Annotated in this window: 14 protein-coding genes; 6 read left to right on the top strand and 8 right to left on the bottom strand. The window is 62.6% G+C overall.

Going from position 1 to position 18206, the window contains the following annotated elements:
• Positions 1 to 91 precede the first annotated feature (91 nt).
• The 6 genes from FJ492_RS00970 to FJ492_RS00945 form a co-directional block, all read right to left on the bottom strand.
• Positions 92 to 742 (bottom strand): OmpA family protein, encoded by a 651-nt coding sequence (locus tag FJ492_RS00970; RefSeq protein ID WP_015318025.1) that lies wholly within the window; start codon positions 740 to 742, stop codon positions 92 to 94.
• 151 nt (positions 743 to 893) lie between these two features.
• The gene (locus FJ492_RS00965) at positions 894 to 1262 is read right to left on the bottom strand and encodes a GFA family protein (protein WP_027146857.1); all 369 of its coding nucleotides are present in this window, start codon (positions 1260 to 1262) and stop codon (positions 894 to 896) included.
• Between the two features lie 116 nt (positions 1263 to 1378).
• The gene (locus FJ492_RS00960; protein WP_140508820.1) at positions 1379 to 1756 is read right to left on the bottom strand and encodes a hypothetical protein; all 378 of its coding nucleotides are present in this window, start codon (positions 1754 to 1756) and stop codon (positions 1379 to 1381) included.
• Between the two features lie 603 nt (positions 1757 to 2359).
• Positions 2360 to 3491 (bottom strand): peptide chain release factor 2 gene (prfB, locus tag FJ492_RS00955; RefSeq protein ID WP_140508819.1). Its coding sequence is split into 2 segments (ribosomal slippage): positions 2360 to 3424 and positions 3426 to 3491, totalling 1131 coding nucleotides; the frame shifts between segments, so codons are not numbered across the junction.
• A gap of 123 nt (positions 3492 to 3614) precedes the next feature.
• Positions 3615 to 6059 carry a penicillin-binding protein 1A gene (locus FJ492_RS00950; RefSeq protein WP_140711480.1) on the bottom strand — a complete coding sequence of 815 codons (2445 nt, stop codon included), beginning with the start codon at positions 6057 to 6059 and terminating at the stop codon, positions 3615 to 3617.
• A gap of 214 nt (positions 6060 to 6273) precedes the next feature.
• Complete coding sequence (locus FJ492_RS00945; RefSeq protein WP_140508816.1) at positions 6274 to 7536, bottom strand: N-acetylmuramoyl-L-alanine amidase; 1263 nt, start codon at positions 7534 to 7536, stop codon at positions 6274 to 6276.
• A gap of 653 nt (positions 7537 to 8189) precedes the next feature.
• On the opposite strand from FJ492_RS00945, the gene FJ492_RS00940 reads away from it, so the two are divergent.
• Entirely contained in the window at positions 8190 to 11120 is a 2931-nt protein-coding gene (locus FJ492_RS00940; RefSeq protein WP_140768089.1) for a ribonuclease E/G, read from the top strand.
• A gap of 97 nt (positions 11121 to 11217) precedes the next feature.
• On the opposite strand, the gene FJ492_RS00935 is transcribed toward FJ492_RS00940, so the two are convergent.
• Together FJ492_RS00935 and FJ492_RS00930 are read right to left on the bottom strand one after the other, a co-directional pair.
• Entirely contained in the window at positions 11218 to 12144 is a 927-nt protein-coding gene (locus FJ492_RS00935) for a glutaminase (RefSeq protein WP_140508812.1), read from the bottom strand.
• 4 nt (positions 12145 to 12148) lie between these two features.
• Complete coding sequence (locus tag FJ492_RS00930; protein ID WP_140751218.1) at positions 12149 to 13297, bottom strand: aminotransferase class I/II-fold pyridoxal phosphate-dependent enzyme; 1149 nt, start codon at positions 13295 to 13297, stop codon at positions 12149 to 12151.
• Positions 13298 to 13444: 147 nt separating this feature from the next.
• Between FJ492_RS00930 and FJ492_RS00925 the strand changes: the two genes are divergently transcribed.
• The 5 genes from FJ492_RS00925 to accC all read left to right on the top strand — a co-directional run bounded on the left by FJ492_RS00925 (position 13445) and on the right by accC (position 18182).
• Positions 13445 to 14839: a M48 family metalloprotease gene (locus FJ492_RS00925; protein ID WP_140768087.1), complete on the top strand. Its 1395-nt coding sequence runs from the start codon at positions 13445 to 13447 to the stop codon at positions 14837 to 14839.
• A 63-nt stretch (positions 14840 to 14902) separates the two neighbouring features.
• Positions 14903 to 15760: a DsbA family protein gene (locus FJ492_RS00920; protein ID WP_140711476.1), complete on the top strand. Its 858-nt coding sequence runs from the start codon at positions 14903 to 14905 to the stop codon at positions 15758 to 15760.
• Positions 15761 to 15905: 145 nt separating this feature from the next.
• Positions 15906 to 16340, top strand: a complete 435-nt coding sequence (gene aroQ, locus FJ492_RS00915; RefSeq protein ID WP_140508807.1) for a type II 3-dehydroquinate dehydratase — start codon at positions 15906 to 15908, stop codon at positions 16338 to 16340.
• A 26-nt stretch (positions 16341 to 16366) separates the two neighbouring features.
• Positions 16367 to 16828, top strand: coding sequence for an acetyl-CoA carboxylase biotin carboxyl carrier protein (accB, locus tag FJ492_RS00910; protein WP_140508805.1), 462 nt, complete (start codon positions 16367 to 16369; stop codon positions 16826 to 16828).
• A 10-nt stretch (positions 16829 to 16838) separates the two neighbouring features.
• A complete protein-coding gene (accC, locus tag FJ492_RS00905) occupies positions 16839 to 18182 on the top strand; it encodes an acetyl-CoA carboxylase biotin carboxylase subunit (protein ID WP_140768085.1) in 1344 nt (447 codons plus the stop codon).
• Positions 18183 to 18206 lie beyond the last annotated feature (24 nt).

Genomic DNA, 18206 nt, shown 5'->3' with positions numbered 1-18206 from the left:
TTGATCGCCGTCATGAAACCGGGCGCCAAAATACGCCTGGATAAAAAACGGCCCCGTTGGGGGCCGTTTTTCGCATGAGACGCCATTCTGCTCAGGTGAGCGGCGACAGCTGGATCTCGACGCGTCGGTTCTGGGCCCGGCCCTCGGCAGTGGCATTGGAGGCGACGGGCCGCGTCTTGCCAAATCCGGTGACGGCGAAGCGGCGCTGATCGACGCCCTGGCCGGACAGATAATTCGCGACCGCCAGCGCACGGCGCTGCGACAGATCGAAATTGTGCTGGTCGCCACCGGTCGAATCGGTATGGCCGAAAACGTCGACCGTGGTCTGCTTGAACTTCTTCAGCACCAGCGCCACCGAATTCAGCACCTGGTAGAAGCCGGGCTTCACCGCGTCCTGGTCGGTGTTGAAGGTGATGTCGGACGGCATGTTGAGGATGATCTGGTCGCCGCTACGGGTGACACTGACGCCGGTGCCCTCGAGCTGCCGGCGCAATTCAGCCTCGTTCTGGTCCATGGTGGCGCCGATGGCGCCGCCTGCCAGCGCGCCGATGCCGGCGCCGATCAGCGCATTGCGGCGGTCATTGCCGCCGGCAAGCAGACCAAGGCTGGCGCCTGCCAGGGCGCCAAGACCCGCCCCTGCGGCCGTGTTGGAAATCTTCTGGTCGCCCGTATACGGATCGGTGGTGGTGCACGCGGTCACGAGCAGAGCCGTCGCCATAACGACGAGCACGGTCTTCTTCATAGGATGGTCCCTCTCCAAGTCACGCCTTACGATGGCGCCAAATCAGCCCTTGTCGCGACTTGTACCACGAAATGCGGCGAAAAACGGAACGGGAAAAGTGGCCGTCGCGGCTTTTCCCCCGGGCCCGTTGCGCATCGAAGCACTTTGCGGGCTACCAGAGATTCTTGCCGTCAATGACCACCACTTCGACCTTGTCGAGGTCGAAGTCATCGAACAGCCGCGAGTTGACGCTGATCTTCGGATTGTCGAAATCCGGCTCGCCGGTCGACCAGTCCGGCGTTTCGGTGAAGGTGCCGCAGCCGCAGGTTGCGCAAAAACCATGCTTTACGGTCTTCGAGCCCCATTGGTAGAAGGAAACGTTCTTCAGCGGCGTGATGAGCTTGAACTGGGAGGGGGTGTAATAGGCCCAGAGCGAGCCGCGTTTCGAGCAGAACGAACAGGTGCATTGTGTCACCGTCCGCGGTGCCTCCGACACCTCGAATATCGTCGCCTTGCAGTGGCAGCTTCCCTTGATGGCCATGAACATCACCTCTCCATTGTCCGTCGCCCAAGCGGCAAGGCACCATAAAGAAGCGATCCTGACAACCGTCCGTCAGCAGATGCGTCTGCCGAATGGCGTTGGCCGCCGGCGCAGCATCAAAAAGAGCGCGGCGGCACGAACAGGCATATCGTCTTGCCGGCGTCGAGACCGGCCTGATGAGCGCACCAGTGAAACTCGCCGTCAGGGCTGTCCTTGATGCGCTTGTCCGTCATGGGAACCACCTCGCCGGTGCCGGCGATCACGTAGCCCTCGGGTTTCTCCAGCACCTCGCCGGTATGCGTGGCACGACAGTCATAGTTGGCGCAGCAGGCGAATGGATAGCTCCAACCCTGCGGCTTTGCCGCCGTGGGCGTGGCGTCATGAGCAAAGGCAGCTGGCGCGCACATCGCGATCACGCCGACGGCGAACAGGGAAAACATAAGTCGGCCGACCGGTTGAACGGCTCGGGCCGATCTGGGAGTGGCAGCGGACATAGGACGTTCCTTTCGAGCGTCAAGCATTTCGCCTGCCCGTTCCCGGAACGTTTCTTCCCAGTGGCCGGATCGTCAGGTCGCAGATATGCCGCGTCCGGCCATAAATGCTTTTTGTCTCCCAGCGCTTGGATGCTGGGCTGATTCCTTGGTCGGCGCAAGAAGCCGCAGCGCCCGGATATGGGCGCAAGCGCATGACATACTGCTACCGCTGACGAGATTCAGGCCAGGTTTGTTCCCGGCAGGCGGGGCATGCAAACAACGGGATTGATCCGGAGTGGTTCCAGCCGGCCGATCGTCAGATGCGGGCAATCACATGCTCTTGATCACTGGTGACATTGCCGCAGATCGTCCGCGATGGAGAACCAGCCGCCCTGCAGCCACGAAGATGTGGGCAGCCGGACGAATGACAAACATGCGACGCGCCCGTTTTGGGGACAGGAAAAGACCCTCTTCCCGCACGAGAGCAATACGCCGAACCAGAAACCTTGCGATAGCCGGCGCGCTTGTTGCTGGCACCGGCGGAAAGCGTGTGGTCAACCGCTCACCGCACGGCGATACGTCCGCTTTTGCGACGAGCTCGCCGTCATTGCCCGCATGAGCAGCCTAATCCAGGTCGGCTACCACTTCGCCAGCGCCGCCCTCGATGCGTTGCGACAGCGAGGCTTCCATGAAGTCGTCGAGATCGCCATCGAGCACGCTAGACGGGTTGGTGCTTTCGACGCCGGTGCGCAGATCCTTCACCAACTGATAGGGCTGCAGCACGTAGGAACGGATCTGGTGGCCCCAGCCGATATCGCTCTTCGACGCCTCGGTCGCGTTGGCGACCGCTTCGCGCTTCTTAAGCTCTTCCTCGTAGAGTCGCGAGCGCAGCATTTCCCAAGCCTTGGCCTTGTTCTTGTGCTGCGAGCGTTCGGCCTGGCAGGCGACCGCGATGCCGGTGGCGATATGGGTGATGCGCACGGCCGAATCGGTGGTGTTGACGTGCTGGCCGCCCGAGCCGGACGAACGATAGGTATCGATGCGCACGTCGGATTCGGAGACGTCGATCTCTATCCTGTCGTCGACGACGGGATAGACCCAGACGCTGGAGAAGGACGTATGACGGCGCGCATTGCTGTCATAGGGTGAGATGCGCACCAGGCGGTGGACGCCGGATTCGGTCTTCATCCAGCCATAGGCATTGTGACCCTTGATCAGCAAGGTGGCGGACTTGATGCCGGCCTCTTCGCCGTCATGCACTTCCAGCACCTCGACCTTGAAGCGGCGGCGCTCGGCCCAGCGCGTGTACATGCGCAACAGCATCGAGGCCCAGTCCTGGCTTTCGGTACCGCCGGCGCCGGCATGGATTTCGAGATAGGTGTCGTTGGCGTCGGCCTCGCCCGAGAGCAACGTCTCGACCTGGCGGGCCTTTGCCTCCCCCTGCATCGAGCGGATCGCGGCCTCGGCCTCGGCGATGACGCCTTCGTCGCCCTCTTCCTCGCCAAGCTCGATCAGGCCGATATTGTCTTCCAGCGCCTGGGTCAGGCCCTTGACCGCCGCGATGCCTTCCTCGAGGCCCTGGCGTTCGCGCATCAGCTTCTGCGCTTCCAGCGGTTCGTTCCAGAGGCTTGCGTCCTCGGCCCGCACGTTCAGGTATTCAAGCCGCTTTATGGCCTGATCCCAGTCAAAGATGCCTCCTCAGCAGGGTAATCGCCTGCCTGATCTCATCGACAATATTCTGCGTTTCCGCGCGCATGGCCTGATATTTTGTCCTGTTGCTGAATGACGCTTCGGTCGGCGCGATACATAGGGAGGGTGCCGCCATGTGTAAAGCGAAATGGGCCAGCCTCAGGCTGGCCCGTTCGGACGTTCGAATTCGTCAGTAAAGGCCGCCGCCGCCGTCCTGGATGGCCTGGTTGGCCTGCGGCGACAGTGCGCCGCCGGAAGCGTTGGAGCCATCGGCGCCCATGCCGATCACCCAGTAGCTGTCGGCGGGGCCGGTGCCCGGCTTGAAGGCCTCGATGATGGTGCCGGGATCGCCCGAGGAGGCGCGCATGCCGGTCTTGCGGTTGATGGCGATCAGATTCATGCCGTCAGGCACCTTGAAGTCGACATTGGGCGTGCCGTCCAGCGCCACGCGCATGAAATCCTTGAAGATCGGGGCGGCAAGGCCGCCACCGGTGGCGCCATGGCCAAGGCCGCGCGGCGTGTCGTAGCCCATGTAGAGACCAACCACGAGGTTCGGCGTATAGCCGATGAACCAGGCGTCCTTCTCGTCATTGGTGGTGCCGGTCTTGCCGGCGATGTGGCGGCCAAGCTCGCCGATGGTGGCGCCTGTGCCGCGCTGGACGACACCTTCCATCATCGAGGTGATCTGGTAGGCGGTCATCGGATCGAGCACCTGCTCGGAATTGTCGACCAGTTCCGGCTCCGGCTGGTTTTTCCATTCAGGCGCGTTGCAGCCTTCGCAGCCACGCTCATCCTGCTTGAACACCGTCTTGCCGTAGCGGTCCTGGATGCGGTCGATCAGCGTCGGTTTGATCGACTTGCCGCCATTGGCCATGATCGAATAGGCCGAAACCATGCGCATGACGGTCGTCTCGCCCGAACCCAGCGCCATCGGCAGGTATGGCGCCAGATGATCATAGACGCCGAAGCGCTCGGCATATTCGACGACCAGCTTCATGCCCATGTCATTGGCAAGCCGCACCGTCATAAGGTTGCGCGACTTCTCGATGCCGGAACGCAGCGTTGCCGGGCCGGCGACCGTGCCGTCATAGTTCTTCGGCGTCCAGGTTGTGTTGCCGCTCTGGATGGTGATCGGTCCGTCCATGATTACGGAGGCCGGGGTATAACCATTGTCGAGCGCGGCCGAATAGACGATCGGCTTGAACGACGAGCCCGGCTGGCGCATCGCCTGGGTGGCACGGTTGAATTCGGATTGCGAATAAGAGAAACCGCCGACCATGGCCAGCACGCGGCCGGTGTGCGGATCCATCGCGATCAGGCCGCCTGCCACCTCGGGAACCTGGCGCAAGCTGTAGGTATTGTCGGAACCGTCGTTCTTCTGGACGAAGATGACGTCGCCCGGCTTCAGCACGTCGGCCGGCGACCTGGCCTTGACCGTCTTGCCGTCGACCACATGACGCATGGCAAAGCCCATGTCTTCCTTGCTGACGGTGCCTTCGACGCGTTCCTTCACGATATCGCCCGACGCCTGGCGTGCGGGCTGAAGGCCGATCGACAGCCCGGACGCCGAACTGTCGAGCACGACGGCCAGCGACCACTCGGGAACGTCTTCCAGTCCCTTGACGGCACCCAATGGCACACCCCAGTCGCCGGAGACGTCGATCGTCTTCACCGGCCCGCGATAGCCGCGCAAAGTATCGTATTTCATCAACCCATTCTGCATCGCCTTGCGGGCAATGAGCTGGACCTTCGGGTCAAGGGTGGTGCGAATCGACAGCCCGCCCTCATAGAGGGCGTTCTCGCCGTAGCGGGCGATGATCTGCCGACGAACCTCTTCCGTGAAATACTCGCCGGCGAAAAGGTAGGAGCCGGTGCGGCGCGGAGCAACGCCAAGCGGCTCGGCCTTCGCTTTCGCGCCCTCTTCGGGCGTAACGTAACCGTTTTCGACCATCTGGCCGATCACCCAGTTTCGCCGTTCAATTGCCCGGTCGGCGTGCTTGAAAGGATTGTAGTTGGCCGGACCTTTCGGGAGCGATGCCAGATAAGCGGCCTCGGCCACGGTCAGTTCGTTCACCGATTTATCGAAGTAGGTCAGTGCGGCACCGGCAACGCCATAGGCATTGAAGCCGAAGAAAATCTCATTGAGATAGAGCTCGAGGATACGATCCTTGGAATAGGCCTGCTCGATGCGGAACGAAAGGATGGCTTCCTTGACCTTGCGTTCCAGGGAGCGCTCGTTGGTCAGCAGGAAGTTCTTGGCAACCTGTTGGGTGATCGTCGAGCCGCCCTGCATGGGGCCACCCGAAACGTAAGTCATCACCGCTCTGCCCAACCCCGTTATGTCGACACCAGGGTGGCTGTAGAAATTCTTGTCCTCCGCGGACAGGAAGGCAGCCTTGACGCGATCCGGGATGGCCTGGATCGGCAAATAAAGGCGCCGTTCCCGTGCATACTCCGCCATCAGCGCGCCATCCGAGGCATGGATACGGGTGGTCACCGGAGGCTCGTACTTGGCCAGCACTTCGTAGTCTGGCAGATCCTTTGCCACATGGCCGATGTAAAGGGCAACGCCCGCCGCGGCCAGGAGGGCCAGCGTCGTGCCGATGCCGAAGAAATAGCCAATGAGACGAATCATACCCGCTCCAGTCCTTGGTTCGGGAATTTCCTAAACGAAGCCGCCTTCCACGCAAGCTTTCGAGCCGGTCCCAACCCGTAATCGAAAACCCATGTCGCCACCATGTGGACAAAATACGGCAGGGCCGCGTTTCGCGGCCGCAAGCCGGAAATAAAAGCGGCGAGTGTTGTCATCCCGCAACGCCGCCTCTGGTTGCAGGCGCTGCCGGGCATTGTCAACCTCCGGTTCGGGCCCCGGCACGGGCGGAAGCGAACAACGCGACGGCGTTGGTGATGCTTTGCGCTGCCTTACCGCGCCACTCGGTGTCGAGCAGTTGCGCCTCGTCCTTGGCGTTGGAGAGATAGCCGAGCTCGACCAGCACGGACGGCACGTCCGGGGCCTTCAGCACCTTGAATCCGGCCGAACGCTGCGGATTGTTGATAAGGCCGACGCTGGTCGAGAGCTGACCGACCAAGGTGTGGGCAAAACTCATCGAGAAATTGTGCGTCTCGCGGCGGATCAGGTCGATCAGGATGTCGGTCACTTCCTTGTTGTCGTCCTTGATGACCATGCCGGCGAACTGGTCCGACAGGTTTTCACGGTCGGCAAGCGCCTGTGCTTGAGGGTCGGAAGCCTTGTCGGAGACCGTATAGACAGTGGCGCCGCGGATGCCCTTGACGCTGATCGTGTCGGCATGGATCGAAATAAGCAGATCGGCCTCATGCTGGCGCGCAATGCGGACGCGGTCGTCCAGGCGCAGATATTCATCGGTATCACGGGTCATGAAGACATCGTATCTGCCGACGGCCGCGAGCTTGTCGCGCAGCTCAGTGGCAAAGGCCAGTGTGACGTTCTTCTCGATGGTGCCGTTCAGGCCTTCGGCGCCGCCGTCCACGCCGCCATGGCCGGGGTCGATGACGACGGTGAACCTGTGGCCGGGATTGGAGACAGGTCCCGTGCCGACCCGGCCGCCTTTATCGGTCGAAACCGTGGAACCGGTGGTCAGCGCCTGATTGGCAAGCGCGGCGTCAAACTCACGTTCGGACGCCGCCGACATGTCGATGGCAATGCGGTAGCCGGTTCCGTCCTCGTTCTTGAGCACATCGAGCTTGTCGACGGCGAACGGTCCCTTGCCTGTCAGGATCAGTCGCGAAACGCCCTCGCCGAGTTCGCCGAGCCGCACGCCCTTGACCAGGCCACGCGGCTTCAAATCCTTGGCATCGATGGCAAATCGGGTGTTCGCAAGATCGATGACAAGGCGGTTGGGTCCGCGCAGCAGGAACCATTTGATGTCAGGCTCGCGATCGAAATCCATGACGATGCGCATCTTGGTGGCATCGCCGGCCATTTTGTAGCCCTTCGCCACAAGCGGCGCGTCGGCGGCACTGGCAATCGTGGAAAAGGCGGACGAAAACACCACCAGCAACACGAGACAGAAGGCACGGAGAATCTGGCCGCCAACACGACATCCCTTGTCTGTGAAGTCCGCCAGTCCCATCTCTCTTCTAGTCGCTCCCGCTTTGGCGCCAGGCGCCGGCTCGTTTAGTCGAAGTTCCGGATAGGCCGCGAACTCGATTAACGATTGGTATCCAGAGAAGGTTAACCAAGCCTTTTCACGCAAGGATCGGAACCAGGCTTACGCTACGGAACTGCTTTTTGCCGGCATCGGAAATCGGGGTTGCCTTCCAACCCGCCAAATCATAAAAGCGATGGTGGATCACTGCAATCCTGGAACCGCCCTCCTCCGCAGCTTCCTGCTACAGGGTCAGATGAAAGGCGGCTCCTTTCGCTTCACGCGAAAAGGCTTCAGGTGATTGCGACGAATTTCGCAGGTGTGCTCCCGTGGCGGGGGAATCGCCTGCGTGAGGAAAACGGCCGGGTTTGTTCCCGCGCCGGCTCTGTATGAGCAAACAAGCTGGTCCGGTTTCCGGGCTTTGGTTCAAAAGGTTCTGCTGGTGACGATGGCTTCAAGCGCAATCATGGAAAGGTCCGCATCAAACCGCGCCAATATGGCTGCGGGCGGCACCGCCATGACACGCAGGCAGCGTCCGGCGGACGTTCAATTATCCGGCACCCACTCTCATCCAGACACACAGCAGCGGGCTTTGCCCCGCCAGCTGCGGCTGACGGCTGCCGGGGGGAAACGAAATAATGCCCAACAAAATGCTGATAGACGCCTCCCACCCGGAGGAAACACGCGTAGTCGTCGTACGCGGTAACCGTATCGAAGAATTCGACTTTGAATCCCAGGACAAGAAGCAGCTCAAAGGAAACATTTACCTCGCCCGCGTAACGCGCGTCGAACCCTCTCTTCAGGCAGCCTTTGTCGAATATGGCGGCAACCGTCACGGTTTTCTCGCCTTCAGTGAAATACACCCCGATTACTACCAGATTCCGGTCGCCGACCGTCAGGCACTGCTGCGCGCGGAAGCGCAGGAGGCCGAGGACGAGGAGAACGAGGACGGCGAAGGAGACGATCGCCAGAGCCGGGATCGTGGACGGCGCGGTCGCCGGCGCGGCGGCAAGACCCGCGACCGTGGTGAAAACAGACGCGATGCCGGCACGGCCGATTCCGGCGAGGCAAACGAAGCCGCCGGCGAAACAGACGAAAACAACGACAATGGCCCGGATGCCGTAACCGAGGACATGTCCGACGTTTCAGGGACCGCGGAATACGCGTCCGATGCCTCGGAAGACGCCGGCGCATCCGAACATGACGGGGGTTCTTCCGAACAGGATGAAAACGAGGCCAGCGAGGGAGGCCCCAAGTCGATCGCCGCCTCCGTCGAAGGCGATGTGATTTCCGAACCCGTCCCGCAGGCGGAACAGGGCAGCGAGGCCACTTCCTCCGATAATGATCGCGGGATGCTCGAGGAGGTATCCTCTTCCCATCCAGACGATCATGAGATCGAATCGGTCGGCGCCGAGGACGCGCTCGAGGAAGTGCGCAACCGCCGCAAGCCGGTGCGCCGCCAGTACAAGATCCAGGAAGTGATCAAGCGCCGGCAGATCCTGCTGGTGCAGGTCGTCAAGGAAGAGCGTGGCAACAAGGGGGCGGCGCTCACCACCTACCTGTCTCTTGCCGGCCGCTATTCGGTGTTGATGCCGAACACAGCGCGCGGCGGCGGAATTTCGCGCAAGATCACCAGCGCGGTCGACCGCAAGCGCCTCAAGGAAGTCGTTGCCGATCTCGAAGTGCCGCAAGGCATGGGCGTCATCCTGCGCACCGCCGGCGAGAGCCGCACCAAGGCCGAGATCAAGCGCGACTATGAATATCTGATGCGGCTGTGGGAGAACGTGCGCAGTCTCACGCTGCAGTCCACGGCCCCTGCCCTCGTCTATGAGGAAGGCAGCCTGATCAAGCGCTCAGTGCGCGATCTCTACAACAAGGATATCGACGAGATCCTGGTTTCCGGCGAAGAGGGCTATCGCGAAGCCAAGGACTTCATGCGCATGCTGATGCCGAGCCACGCCAAGGTGGTTCAGCCGTTCCGTGACACGACGCCGATCTTCGTGCGCAACGGTATCGAGGCGCAGCTCGACCGCATGCTGCAGCCGCAAGTGACGCTAAAGAGCGGCGGCTACATCATCATCAACCAGACCGAAGCGCTGGTCGCCATCGACGTCAATTCGGGACGCTCCACCAAGGAGCACTCGATCGAGGACACCGCGCTCCACACCAATCTGGAAGCGGCCGAGGAAGTCGCCCGCCAGCTCCGGCTGCGCGACCTTGCCGGCCTGATCGTCATCGACTTCATCGATATGGAGGAGAACCGCAACAACCGCTCCGTCGAAAAGCGGCTTAAGGATCACCTCAAGAACGACCGCGCCCGCATTCAGGTCGGCCGCATCTCGCATTTCGGCCTGATGGAGATGTCGCGTCAGCGCATCCGCGCCAGCGTGCTGGAATCGACCATGAAGCCGTGCCCGCATTGCGGCGGCACCGGCCATGTGCGCTCCGATTCGTCGGTGGCGCTGATGGTGGTGCGGGCGATCGAGGAGTTCCTGCTCAAGGATTCGCGCAGCCACATCACCGTGCGCACGCCGGCCGCGACCGCGCTCTACGTGCTTAACCACAAGCGCGGCACGCTGGTGGAACTGGAAAGCCGCTTCGGCCTGACCGTCACCATCGAGGCCGACGATGCGGTCGGTGCCCAGCACTACGCGATCTTCCGCGGCGCGCTGGCCGAAAAGCCGGAAGGCTTCGTCGAGGCGCGCAGCCTGCCGGCCTATGTCGAGCCGGAAGAGCCCGAGGACGAGATTGTCGTTGTCGAGGAAGATGACGAAGCACCGGTACCGGCCGAGCAACCACGGCACGCCCAGCCGTCACAGCATCAGCAGCCCAGATCCGGCGAGGAAGGCGAAGGCCGCGACCGCAAGCGCCGCAAGCGTCGCAGGCGGCGCGGCGGCAAGGATCGCGAACGCGAGCATGGCGCCCCGACGGACGGCGCGTCCCTCTCCACGTCGGATGACGGCTTCACCGCGTCGGAAGGCGCGGCGGACCATGACGATGCCGAGGCAGACGACGAGGCTGCGGTCGCCGCAAGCGAGACCGTCGAAACGGCGGAAGCATCCGACGATGGCCAGGGCAAGAAGCGCCGGCGCGGCAAGCGCGGTGGCAAGCGCAATCGTCGCGAAGACGGTGAAGGCGAGACTGAGGCGGCGGCAGGCGAAACGACCGAGCCTGCCGAAGCTGACGCTTCCCTGAGCGAGCCTGCGGCGATCGAGCCGGTGGCTGCCGCTGCCGTCGAAGAACCGGCGGCTCCAGTCAGCGATGAGGTGCCAAGCACCGAGAAGCCCAAGAAGCCACGCCGCGCAGCCAAGCCGAAGAAGGCAGCAGCCGAGGCCGTCGCCGGGGAGCCGACCGCGGAAGTGGCACTCGCCGAAACGCCAGCCACGGCATCGGACGAGGCGGCGGTCGCCGGAGAGACACCGAAAGCCCGGCCATCACGCCGCAAGGCGGCAGCCGCCGATACACCTGTCGTACCGGTGGTTTCCTCGACCGTCGCCGATGAGCCGGAAGCCAAGACCGAAGAAAAGCCCAAGCGTGCCGGCTGGTGGCAGCGGAAAGGCTTTTTCTAAGCTTTTCAAGTGCTTGAATTGGTTTTCTAACAAAAACAATCCCGCGCCGATCGAAACGAACGGCGCGGGATTTTTCATATCCGGCAGGTCGTGATCCCTATGGCGCGAAGATCGACCAGTTCATCATCCTGGCGAGCTTTTCCAGCGCGAGCGAACCCAGCTTGGAATTGCCGTTGGCGTTGAGGCCGGGCGACCAGACGGCGAGCGAAGCGACACCCGGCACAATACCCAATATGCCGCCGCCGACGCCGCTCTTGCCGGGGATACCGACACGGAAGGCGAAATCGCCGGAGCCGTCATAGTGGCCGCAGGTCAGCATCATGGCGCCGATGCGCCGCGCCCGCTCCGCCGACACCACGGAATGTCCGGTTGCCGGGTTCTTGCCGCCATTGGCGAGAAAGCGGCCGGCCATCGCCAACTGTCGGCAGCTCATGGCGATAGCGCAATGGTGGAAATAGACACCCAGCGCCAGTTCCGGCGCATGATGGAGATTGCCGAAGGATTTCATATAATTGGCGAGCGCAAAGTTGCGGTAGCCGGTGGCGCGTTCCGACGCCGCGACCTCGCGGTCGATGATGATTGTCTCATCGTCGCAGAGGAACTGGATGAAGCGCAGAATCTCGCCGATCGCCTCGCGCGGCTGGTGGCCTGCAAGCAGGATGTCGGAAATGACGATGGCGCCGGCATTGATGAACGGGTTGCGCGGAATGCCGTTCTCATGCTCGAGCTGGACAATCGAGTTGAACGGGTTGCCGGAGGGCTCGCGCCCCACCCGCTTCCACAGTGCGTCGCCGACATTGCCGAGCGCCAGCGTCAGGGTGAACACCTTCGAGATGCTCTGGATCGAAAAAGCCTGGTCGGCATCGCCGGCCACCAACGTGCGGCCGTCATTGGTAACGGCCGCGATGCCGAATTTCTTCGGATCGACCTTGCCCAATTGGGGAATATAGGTCGCGACATCGCCGCGATCGGTGCGTTCAGCCATTTCCGCCGCGACTTCCGCCAGCGCCTGTTCGAGCGGCATGGCGTTACCTCAACCAGCGTTCGATGCGCGCCATCGCCTCGACCATGTCGTCGTGGCTGCCGGCATAGGAAAACCGCATCGTGCGGTGCCCCGCCCGAGTGTCGAAGTCGCGGCCGGGCGTCGCCGCCACATGCGCCTCGGCCAGCATCTTGCGGGCAAAGGCCATGCTGTCATTGCTGTGCCGGGTGACATCGCAAAAGGCATAGAAGGCGCCATCCATGGGTGCCGCCAGGGGAAAACCCAGCTCCGGGAGACGCTTCATCAAGAGCTCGCGATTCCAGGCATAGCGCCGTTTTACCGCCTCCAATTCCTCGGTTGCGGCAAAGGCCTCGATCGCCGCGATCTGCGACAGCTCCGGCGGCGAGATGTAGAGGCTCTGGCCGATGCGTTCGACGGGGCGCACGAGTTCGTCCGGCAACACCATCCAGCCGATGCGCCAGCCGGTCATGCAGTAGTATTTCGAGAAAGAGTTGATCACAGTCACGCTGTTGCTAAAGGCGAGAGCCGTGGTGTCGGGGGCGCTATAGGCCAGCCGATGGTAGATCTCATCGGAAATGACGGCGATACCGAGCGACTCCGCCGTGGTGACCAGGATCGCCAGCTCGTCGGCCGGTATGACGGCGCCGGTCGGATTGGCCGGACTTGCAAACAGCACGCCCTTCAGCGGCTTCTCGCGATGCGCGGCCTCCAGATGGCCGGCATGCAGATAAGCCGCGTCACCGAGCTCGATTTCGACCACGTCGATGCCGAGGGCTGCCATGATGTTGCGATAGGCGGGGTAGCCGGGAGCGGCGATGGCGACCCGATCGCCTGGATCGAACATCGCCAGGAAGGCAAGGTTGAAGGCCGCCGACGATCCGGTGGTCACCGCGATCCGGCCGGGGTCGACATCGAGGCCATAATGATCCGCGCAGTGCCCGGCAATCGCCTTGCGCAGCGAGGCCAGACCCAAGGTGTCGGTATAGCCTATGCGTCCATCCTCCAGTGCCTTGGCCGCGGCGGCGCGAACCCGTACAGGCGCTGGATCGGATGGCTGGCCAACCGCCATGGAGATCACCGGTATGCCTAGGGCCTTCAGCCGGTTCGCTTCGGCCAGCACATCCATGGCGTGGAACGGCTCGACATTGCCGCGATGGGAGAGCGAAACGACCATTTTTACCCCTGTCCCGAGGATTGAGCGCGCCAGGTCCTGACGCATGCGCCGCACAAATGCCCGATTGATGTGAGGATCACAAGTTGAGGAAGTTTTTCAGGCGCCGACTTTTCATCTTTCGCCCGCTCGTCTACCAGTGGACACATTATGTTGAGCCGACCCAGATCGACGATTGCCAACGCGGCGCGTGTCTTCGCGACGATTTCGCTTACCGCCGCAGTTGCCGTGGCCGGTTCGGTGGCCGCCTTCGCCCAGGGCGTGCCAGTCGTACGCGACGCCGAGATCGAAGCTCTGGTGCGCGATTATGCACGGCCGATCTTCAAGGCGGCCGGGCTCGCGAATGACGGCATCGACATCGTGCTGGTCAACGATTCCAGCTTCAACGCCTTCGTCACCGGGCGCCGGCTGTTCATCAACACCGGCGCACTGATGACGGCTGAGACGCCGAACGAAATCATCGGCGTCATCGCGCACGAAGCAGGCCACATCGCCGGCGGCCACCAGCAGAAACTGCGCGAACAGCTCGAACGCGCCAAGACAATGGCCATCATCGCCACCTTGCTCGGTGCCGGCGCCATGGTTGCCGGTGCGACCACCAACAGCCGCGGCCTTGCCGGCGCCGGCATGGGTGTGGCGGCTGGCGGCGGCGAGATGGCGCAGCGCAGCATCCTCGCCTATCAGCGCACCGAGGAAATCACGGCCGACCGCTCGGCCATCACCTACCTCAACGCCACCGGCCAGTCCGGCATGGGCATGCTGAAGACCTTCCACCGCTTCCAGACAGCGCTGTCGCTGTCGGGCGCGCAAGTCGATCCCTACCGGATCAGCCATCCCATGCCGCAGGACCGCATCGCCAACCTCGAAGTGCTGGTCAAGCAGAGCCCCAATGTCGACAAGCTCGACCCGCCGACGCTGCAGCAGCGCCACGACATGATGCGGGTGAAGATTGCCGTCTACATGGAGGGCCAGGCCGCCGCGGCGCGGCTGATGCAAAAGATGCGGGGCAGCATGGCGGCGCTCTATGGCGATGCCCAGTCGACCTATCTCTACGGCAATCTCGCCTCGGCGCTCGCCAAGACCAACGCCCTGATCAAGGCGCAGCCCAAGAATGCCTACTTTCAGGAACTGCGCGGCGATATATTGATGAAAGCGAACAAGCCCAAGGATGCGGCCGACGCCTACGCCAAGGCGGTCAGCCTCGATCCGGCACGGTCCGGCCTGCTGCCTGTCTCACTTGGCCAGGCGCTGATGGCGGTCGGCACGCCCGACTCGCTCAAGAAAGCTGTCGTGCAGATCAACAATGGCCTGGGGCGCGACAAGGAAAATTCCACCGGCTATCGTTATCTGGCACAGGCTTACGGCGAGCTGGGAGACATACCGGGCGCCGAGCTTGCCACCGCCGAAGGCCATTTCTATTCCGGCGACTACAAGGATGCGAAGATCTTCGCCATGCGGGCGCAACAGCAGATGAAGCGCGGTGAGCCACGCTGGATACGCGCCCAGGACATCATAAACTACAAATCATCAGGCAAGAGCCAGTAATCCCATGAACCCTCCGGCCGCGTGCTGCGACAGACCGGAAAACAGGCAGAAGGAACGAGAACAATGAAAAAGGCACTGCTGCTGGGCACCACGGGGGTTGCGGTCGCCCTTGCCATGCTGGCTTTCGGTTTCGTGGCCGGCAGTCCGCAAATTGCGAAGGCCGGAACGGCACAGCCTGTCCAGACGGCTCAGCCTGTCCAGACGGCTCAGCCTGTCCAGACGGCTCAGCCTGTCCAGACGGCCGGGGCCGACACCAAAATCGACCGCACCGAGGTCGAGGGAATCATCCGCGACTATCTCCTGAAGAATCCGGAAGTGCTGCTCGAAGTGCAGGACGCGCTCGAGGCCAAGCAGAAGGAGGAACAGCGGCTCGCGGCGCTCGGCGTCATCAAGAACGCCAAGGACCAGATCTTCAACTCCACCTTCGACGGCGTCGTCGGCAACCCGAACGGCAAGGCCACGATCGTGGAGTTCTACGACTACAATTGCGGCTTCTGCAAACGCGCCATCGAGGACATGCGGGCCCTGACCAAGTCCGATCCGGATCTGCGCTTCGTGCTCAAGGAATTCCCGATCCTCGGCCCGGATTCGCAGAAGGCCAGCGTCGTTTCGATGGCGTTCCACATGATGATGCCGGAGAAGTACGGCGAGTTCCACAATGCGCTGCTTGGCGGCCAGGGGCGCGCCACCGAGGCAACAGCGATCAAGATCGCGCTTTCGCTCGGCGCCGACGAGGCGACGCTGCGCGAGAAGATGAAGGACGCGTCAATCCCCGAGGCCTTCTCCAAGACCTACGATCTTGCCAATAAGCTGCAGATCACCGGAACCCCTTCCTACGTCGTCGGCAACGAGGTCGTGTTCGGGGCACTCGGGCAGGAAGTGCTCGCCGAAAAGATCAAGGCGGCGAAAGCCGCGCTTTGACCGGCGAGCGGTTTTCTTCACGGGCGCATTTCGGCCTGTTGTGGACAGTGAAAGAACGCACTTGCGCTCTTTCCGCAGGCGACTATGCCCGGTATAGAGGCCAAGCGCGCCGGCTTGACGCCGGCGCCGGAAAAGGTCGGCTTTCTTGAAAACGGTTTTCGTCCTGAACGGTCCCAATCTCAACGCGCTCGGCAAGCGCGAGCCGGGCATCTATGGCGGCAAGACGCTCGCGGCCATCGCGGACGACTGCAAGCAGGCAGGCAAATCGCTTGGGATCGAGATCGATTTCCGCCAGTCGAACCATGAAGGGGAGCTTGTCGACTGGATCCAGGAAGCCGGCGACAAGGCCGCCGGCATCGTCATCAACCCAGGCGCCTACAGCCATACCTCGATTGCCATCCACGACGCCATCCGCTCGATCGCGCCACTGCCGGTCGCTGAAGTTCACCTTTCCAACATTCACGCGCGGGAACCGTTCCGCCACGTCTCCATGGTCGCGCCGGTCGCTGTCGGCATGATCTGTGGCTTTGGGCCGCTCGGCTACACGCTGGCGCTGCAAGCGCTGGCCGCACGCCTATGACCGGCCAACAAACAGAAGGCTCGAAAATGTCGATAAAGAAGACCGGTGTTGACCAGCAACTGATCCGCGATCTGGCGGGCATACTGAACGACACCAACCTGACCGAGATCGAGGTTGAACTCGGCGACCTGAAGGTTCGGGTGTCACGGCAGGCGCCCACCGTCCATGCGATCGCCGCACCGCAACCGGCCTATGCGCCGGCAGCGGCCGCCCAATCTGCAACGGCGGCTGCCCCGGCCGCTGTCGACGTGTCGAAGAACGCCGTCCCTTCGCCCATGGTCGGCACCGCCTACCTGGCGCCGTCTCCTGACGCAAAGCCGTTCATCGAGATCGGCCAGAAGGTCAAGGAAGGCCAGACGCTGCTGATCATCGAGGCGATGAAGACAATGAACCAGATCCCCTCGCCGCGCGCCGGCACTGTCACGGCGATCCTGTTCGAGGACGCGACGCCGGTCGAATACGGCATGCCGCTCGTCGTGATCGAGTAGAGCGGACCTGATGTTCCAGAAGATCCTCATCGCCAATCGCGGCGAAATCGCGCTCCGGGTGCTGCGCGCCTGCAAGGAACTCGGCATCCAGACCGTGGTGGTGCATTCGACCGCCGACGCTGACGCCATGCATGTCAGGCTCGCCGACGAAAGCGTGTGCATCGGTCCGCCGCCGTCGCGCGACAGCTATCTCAACATTCACCAGATCGTCGCGGCGTGCGAGATCACCGGCGCCGACGCCGTGCATCCGGGCTACGGCTTCCTGTCGGAGAACGCCAAGTTCGCCGACATCCTGGCGGCGCACAACATCACCTTCATCGGCCCGTCCGGCGACCATATCCGCATCATGGGCGACAAGATCGAGGCCAAACGCACGGCAAAGCGCCTCGGCATTCCGGTGGTGCCCGGCTCCGATGGCGCAGTGACCGAAGAAAAGGAAGCCAAGCGCATCGCTGCCGAGATCGGCTATCCCGTTATCATCAAGGCGTCGGCCGGCGGCGGCGGACGCGGCATGAAGGTGGCGCATACCGAGGCAGACCTCGAAATCGCCCTGCAGACGGCGCGCTCGGAAGCCGGCGCGGCCTTCGGCGACGACGCGGTCTACATCGAGAAATATCTGGAGAAACCGCGCCACATCGAGGTGCAGGTGTTCGGCGACGGCTTCGGCGGCGGCGTGCATTTCGGCGAGCGCGACTGTTCGTTGCAACGGCGCCACCAGAAAGTCTGGGAAGAGGCCAATTCGCCGGCGCTCAACGCCGAGGAACGGTCGCGCATCGGCGGCATCTGCGCCAAGGCGATTGCCGATCTCGGCTATTCGGGCGCCGGCACCATCGAGTTCCTGTACGAGAATGGCGAGTTCTATTTCATCGAGATGAATACGCGCCTCCAGGTCGAGCATCCGGTGACGGAAGCGATCACCGGCATCGATCTGGTCCACGAACAGATCCGCGTCGCTTCCGGCGGCGGCCTTTCGGTCAAGCAGGAAGACATCAAGTTCAACGGCCACGCCATCGAATGCCGTATCAACGCCGAGGATCCGCGCACCTTCACCCCCTCGCCCGGCACGATCACCCATTTCCACACGCCCGGCGGCCTCGGCATCCGCGTCGATTCCGGTGTCTATTCCGGCTACAAGATCCCGCCCTACTACGACAGCCTGATCGGCAAGCTGATCGTGCATGGACGCAATCGCGTCGAATGCATGATGCGGCTGCGGCGGGCGCTCGATGAATTCGTCGTCGACGGGATCAAAACGACATTGCCGCTGTTTCGCGATCTCGTCGGTAATGCCGACATTGCCAATGGCGACTACGACATCCATTGGCTGGAAAAATATCTGGCCAAGGGCGAATAGCCCCAACTTAGCGCTATGATGACG

The sequence above is a fragment of the Mesorhizobium sp. B2-5-4 genome, from assembly GCF_006441095.1.
In the GTDB taxonomy this organism is placed as follows: Bacteria; Pseudomonadota; Alphaproteobacteria; order Rhizobiales; family Rhizobiaceae; genus Mesorhizobium; species Mesorhizobium salmacidum.
This window is presented reverse-complemented; position numbering and strand designations above follow the sequence as displayed.

Excerpts from the sequence above, each read along its gene's own strand:
- FJ492_RS00970 (WP_015318025.1), bottom strand. The coding sequence starts at position 742 with ATGAAGAAGACCGTGCTCGTCGTTATGGCGACGGCTCTGCTCGTGACC.
- FJ492_RS00965 (WP_027146857.1), bottom strand. The coding sequence starts at position 1,262 with ATGGCCATCAAGGGAAGCTGCCACTGCAAGGCGACGATATTCGAGGTG.
- FJ492_RS00960 (WP_140508820.1), bottom strand. The coding sequence starts at position 1,756 with ATGTCCGCTGCCACTCCCAGATCGGCCCGAGCCGTTCAACCGGTCGGC.
- FJ492_RS00950 (WP_140711480.1), bottom strand. The coding sequence starts at position 6,059 with ATGATTCGTCTCATTGGCTATTTCTTCGGCATCGGCACGACGCTGGCC.
- FJ492_RS00945 (WP_140508816.1), bottom strand. The coding sequence starts at position 7,536 with ATGGGACTGGCGGACTTCACAGACAAGGGATGTCGTGTTGGCGGCCAG.
- FJ492_RS00940 (WP_140768089.1), top strand. The coding sequence starts at position 8,190 with ATGCCCAACAAAATGCTGATAGACGCCTCCCACCCGGAGGAAACACGC.
- FJ492_RS00935 (WP_140508812.1), bottom strand. The coding sequence starts at position 12,144 with ATGCCGCTCGAACAGGCGCTGGCGGAAGTCGCGGCGGAAATGGCTGAA.
- FJ492_RS00930 (WP_140751218.1), bottom strand. The coding sequence starts at position 13,297 with ATGGTCGTTTCGCTCTCCCATCGCGGCAATGTCGAGCCGTTCCACGCC.
- FJ492_RS00925 (WP_140768087.1), top strand. The coding sequence starts at position 13,445 with ATGTTGAGCCGACCCAGATCGACGATTGCCAACGCGGCGCGTGTCTTC.
- FJ492_RS00920 (WP_140711476.1), top strand. The coding sequence starts at position 14,903 with ATGAAAAAGGCACTGCTGCTGGGCACCACGGGGGTTGCGGTCGCCCTT.
- accB (WP_140508805.1), top strand. The coding sequence starts at position 16,367 with ATGTCGATAAAGAAGACCGGTGTTGACCAGCAACTGATCCGCGATCTG.
- accC (WP_140768085.1), top strand. The coding sequence starts at position 16,839 with ATGTTCCAGAAGATCCTCATCGCCAATCGCGGCGAAATCGCGCTCCGG.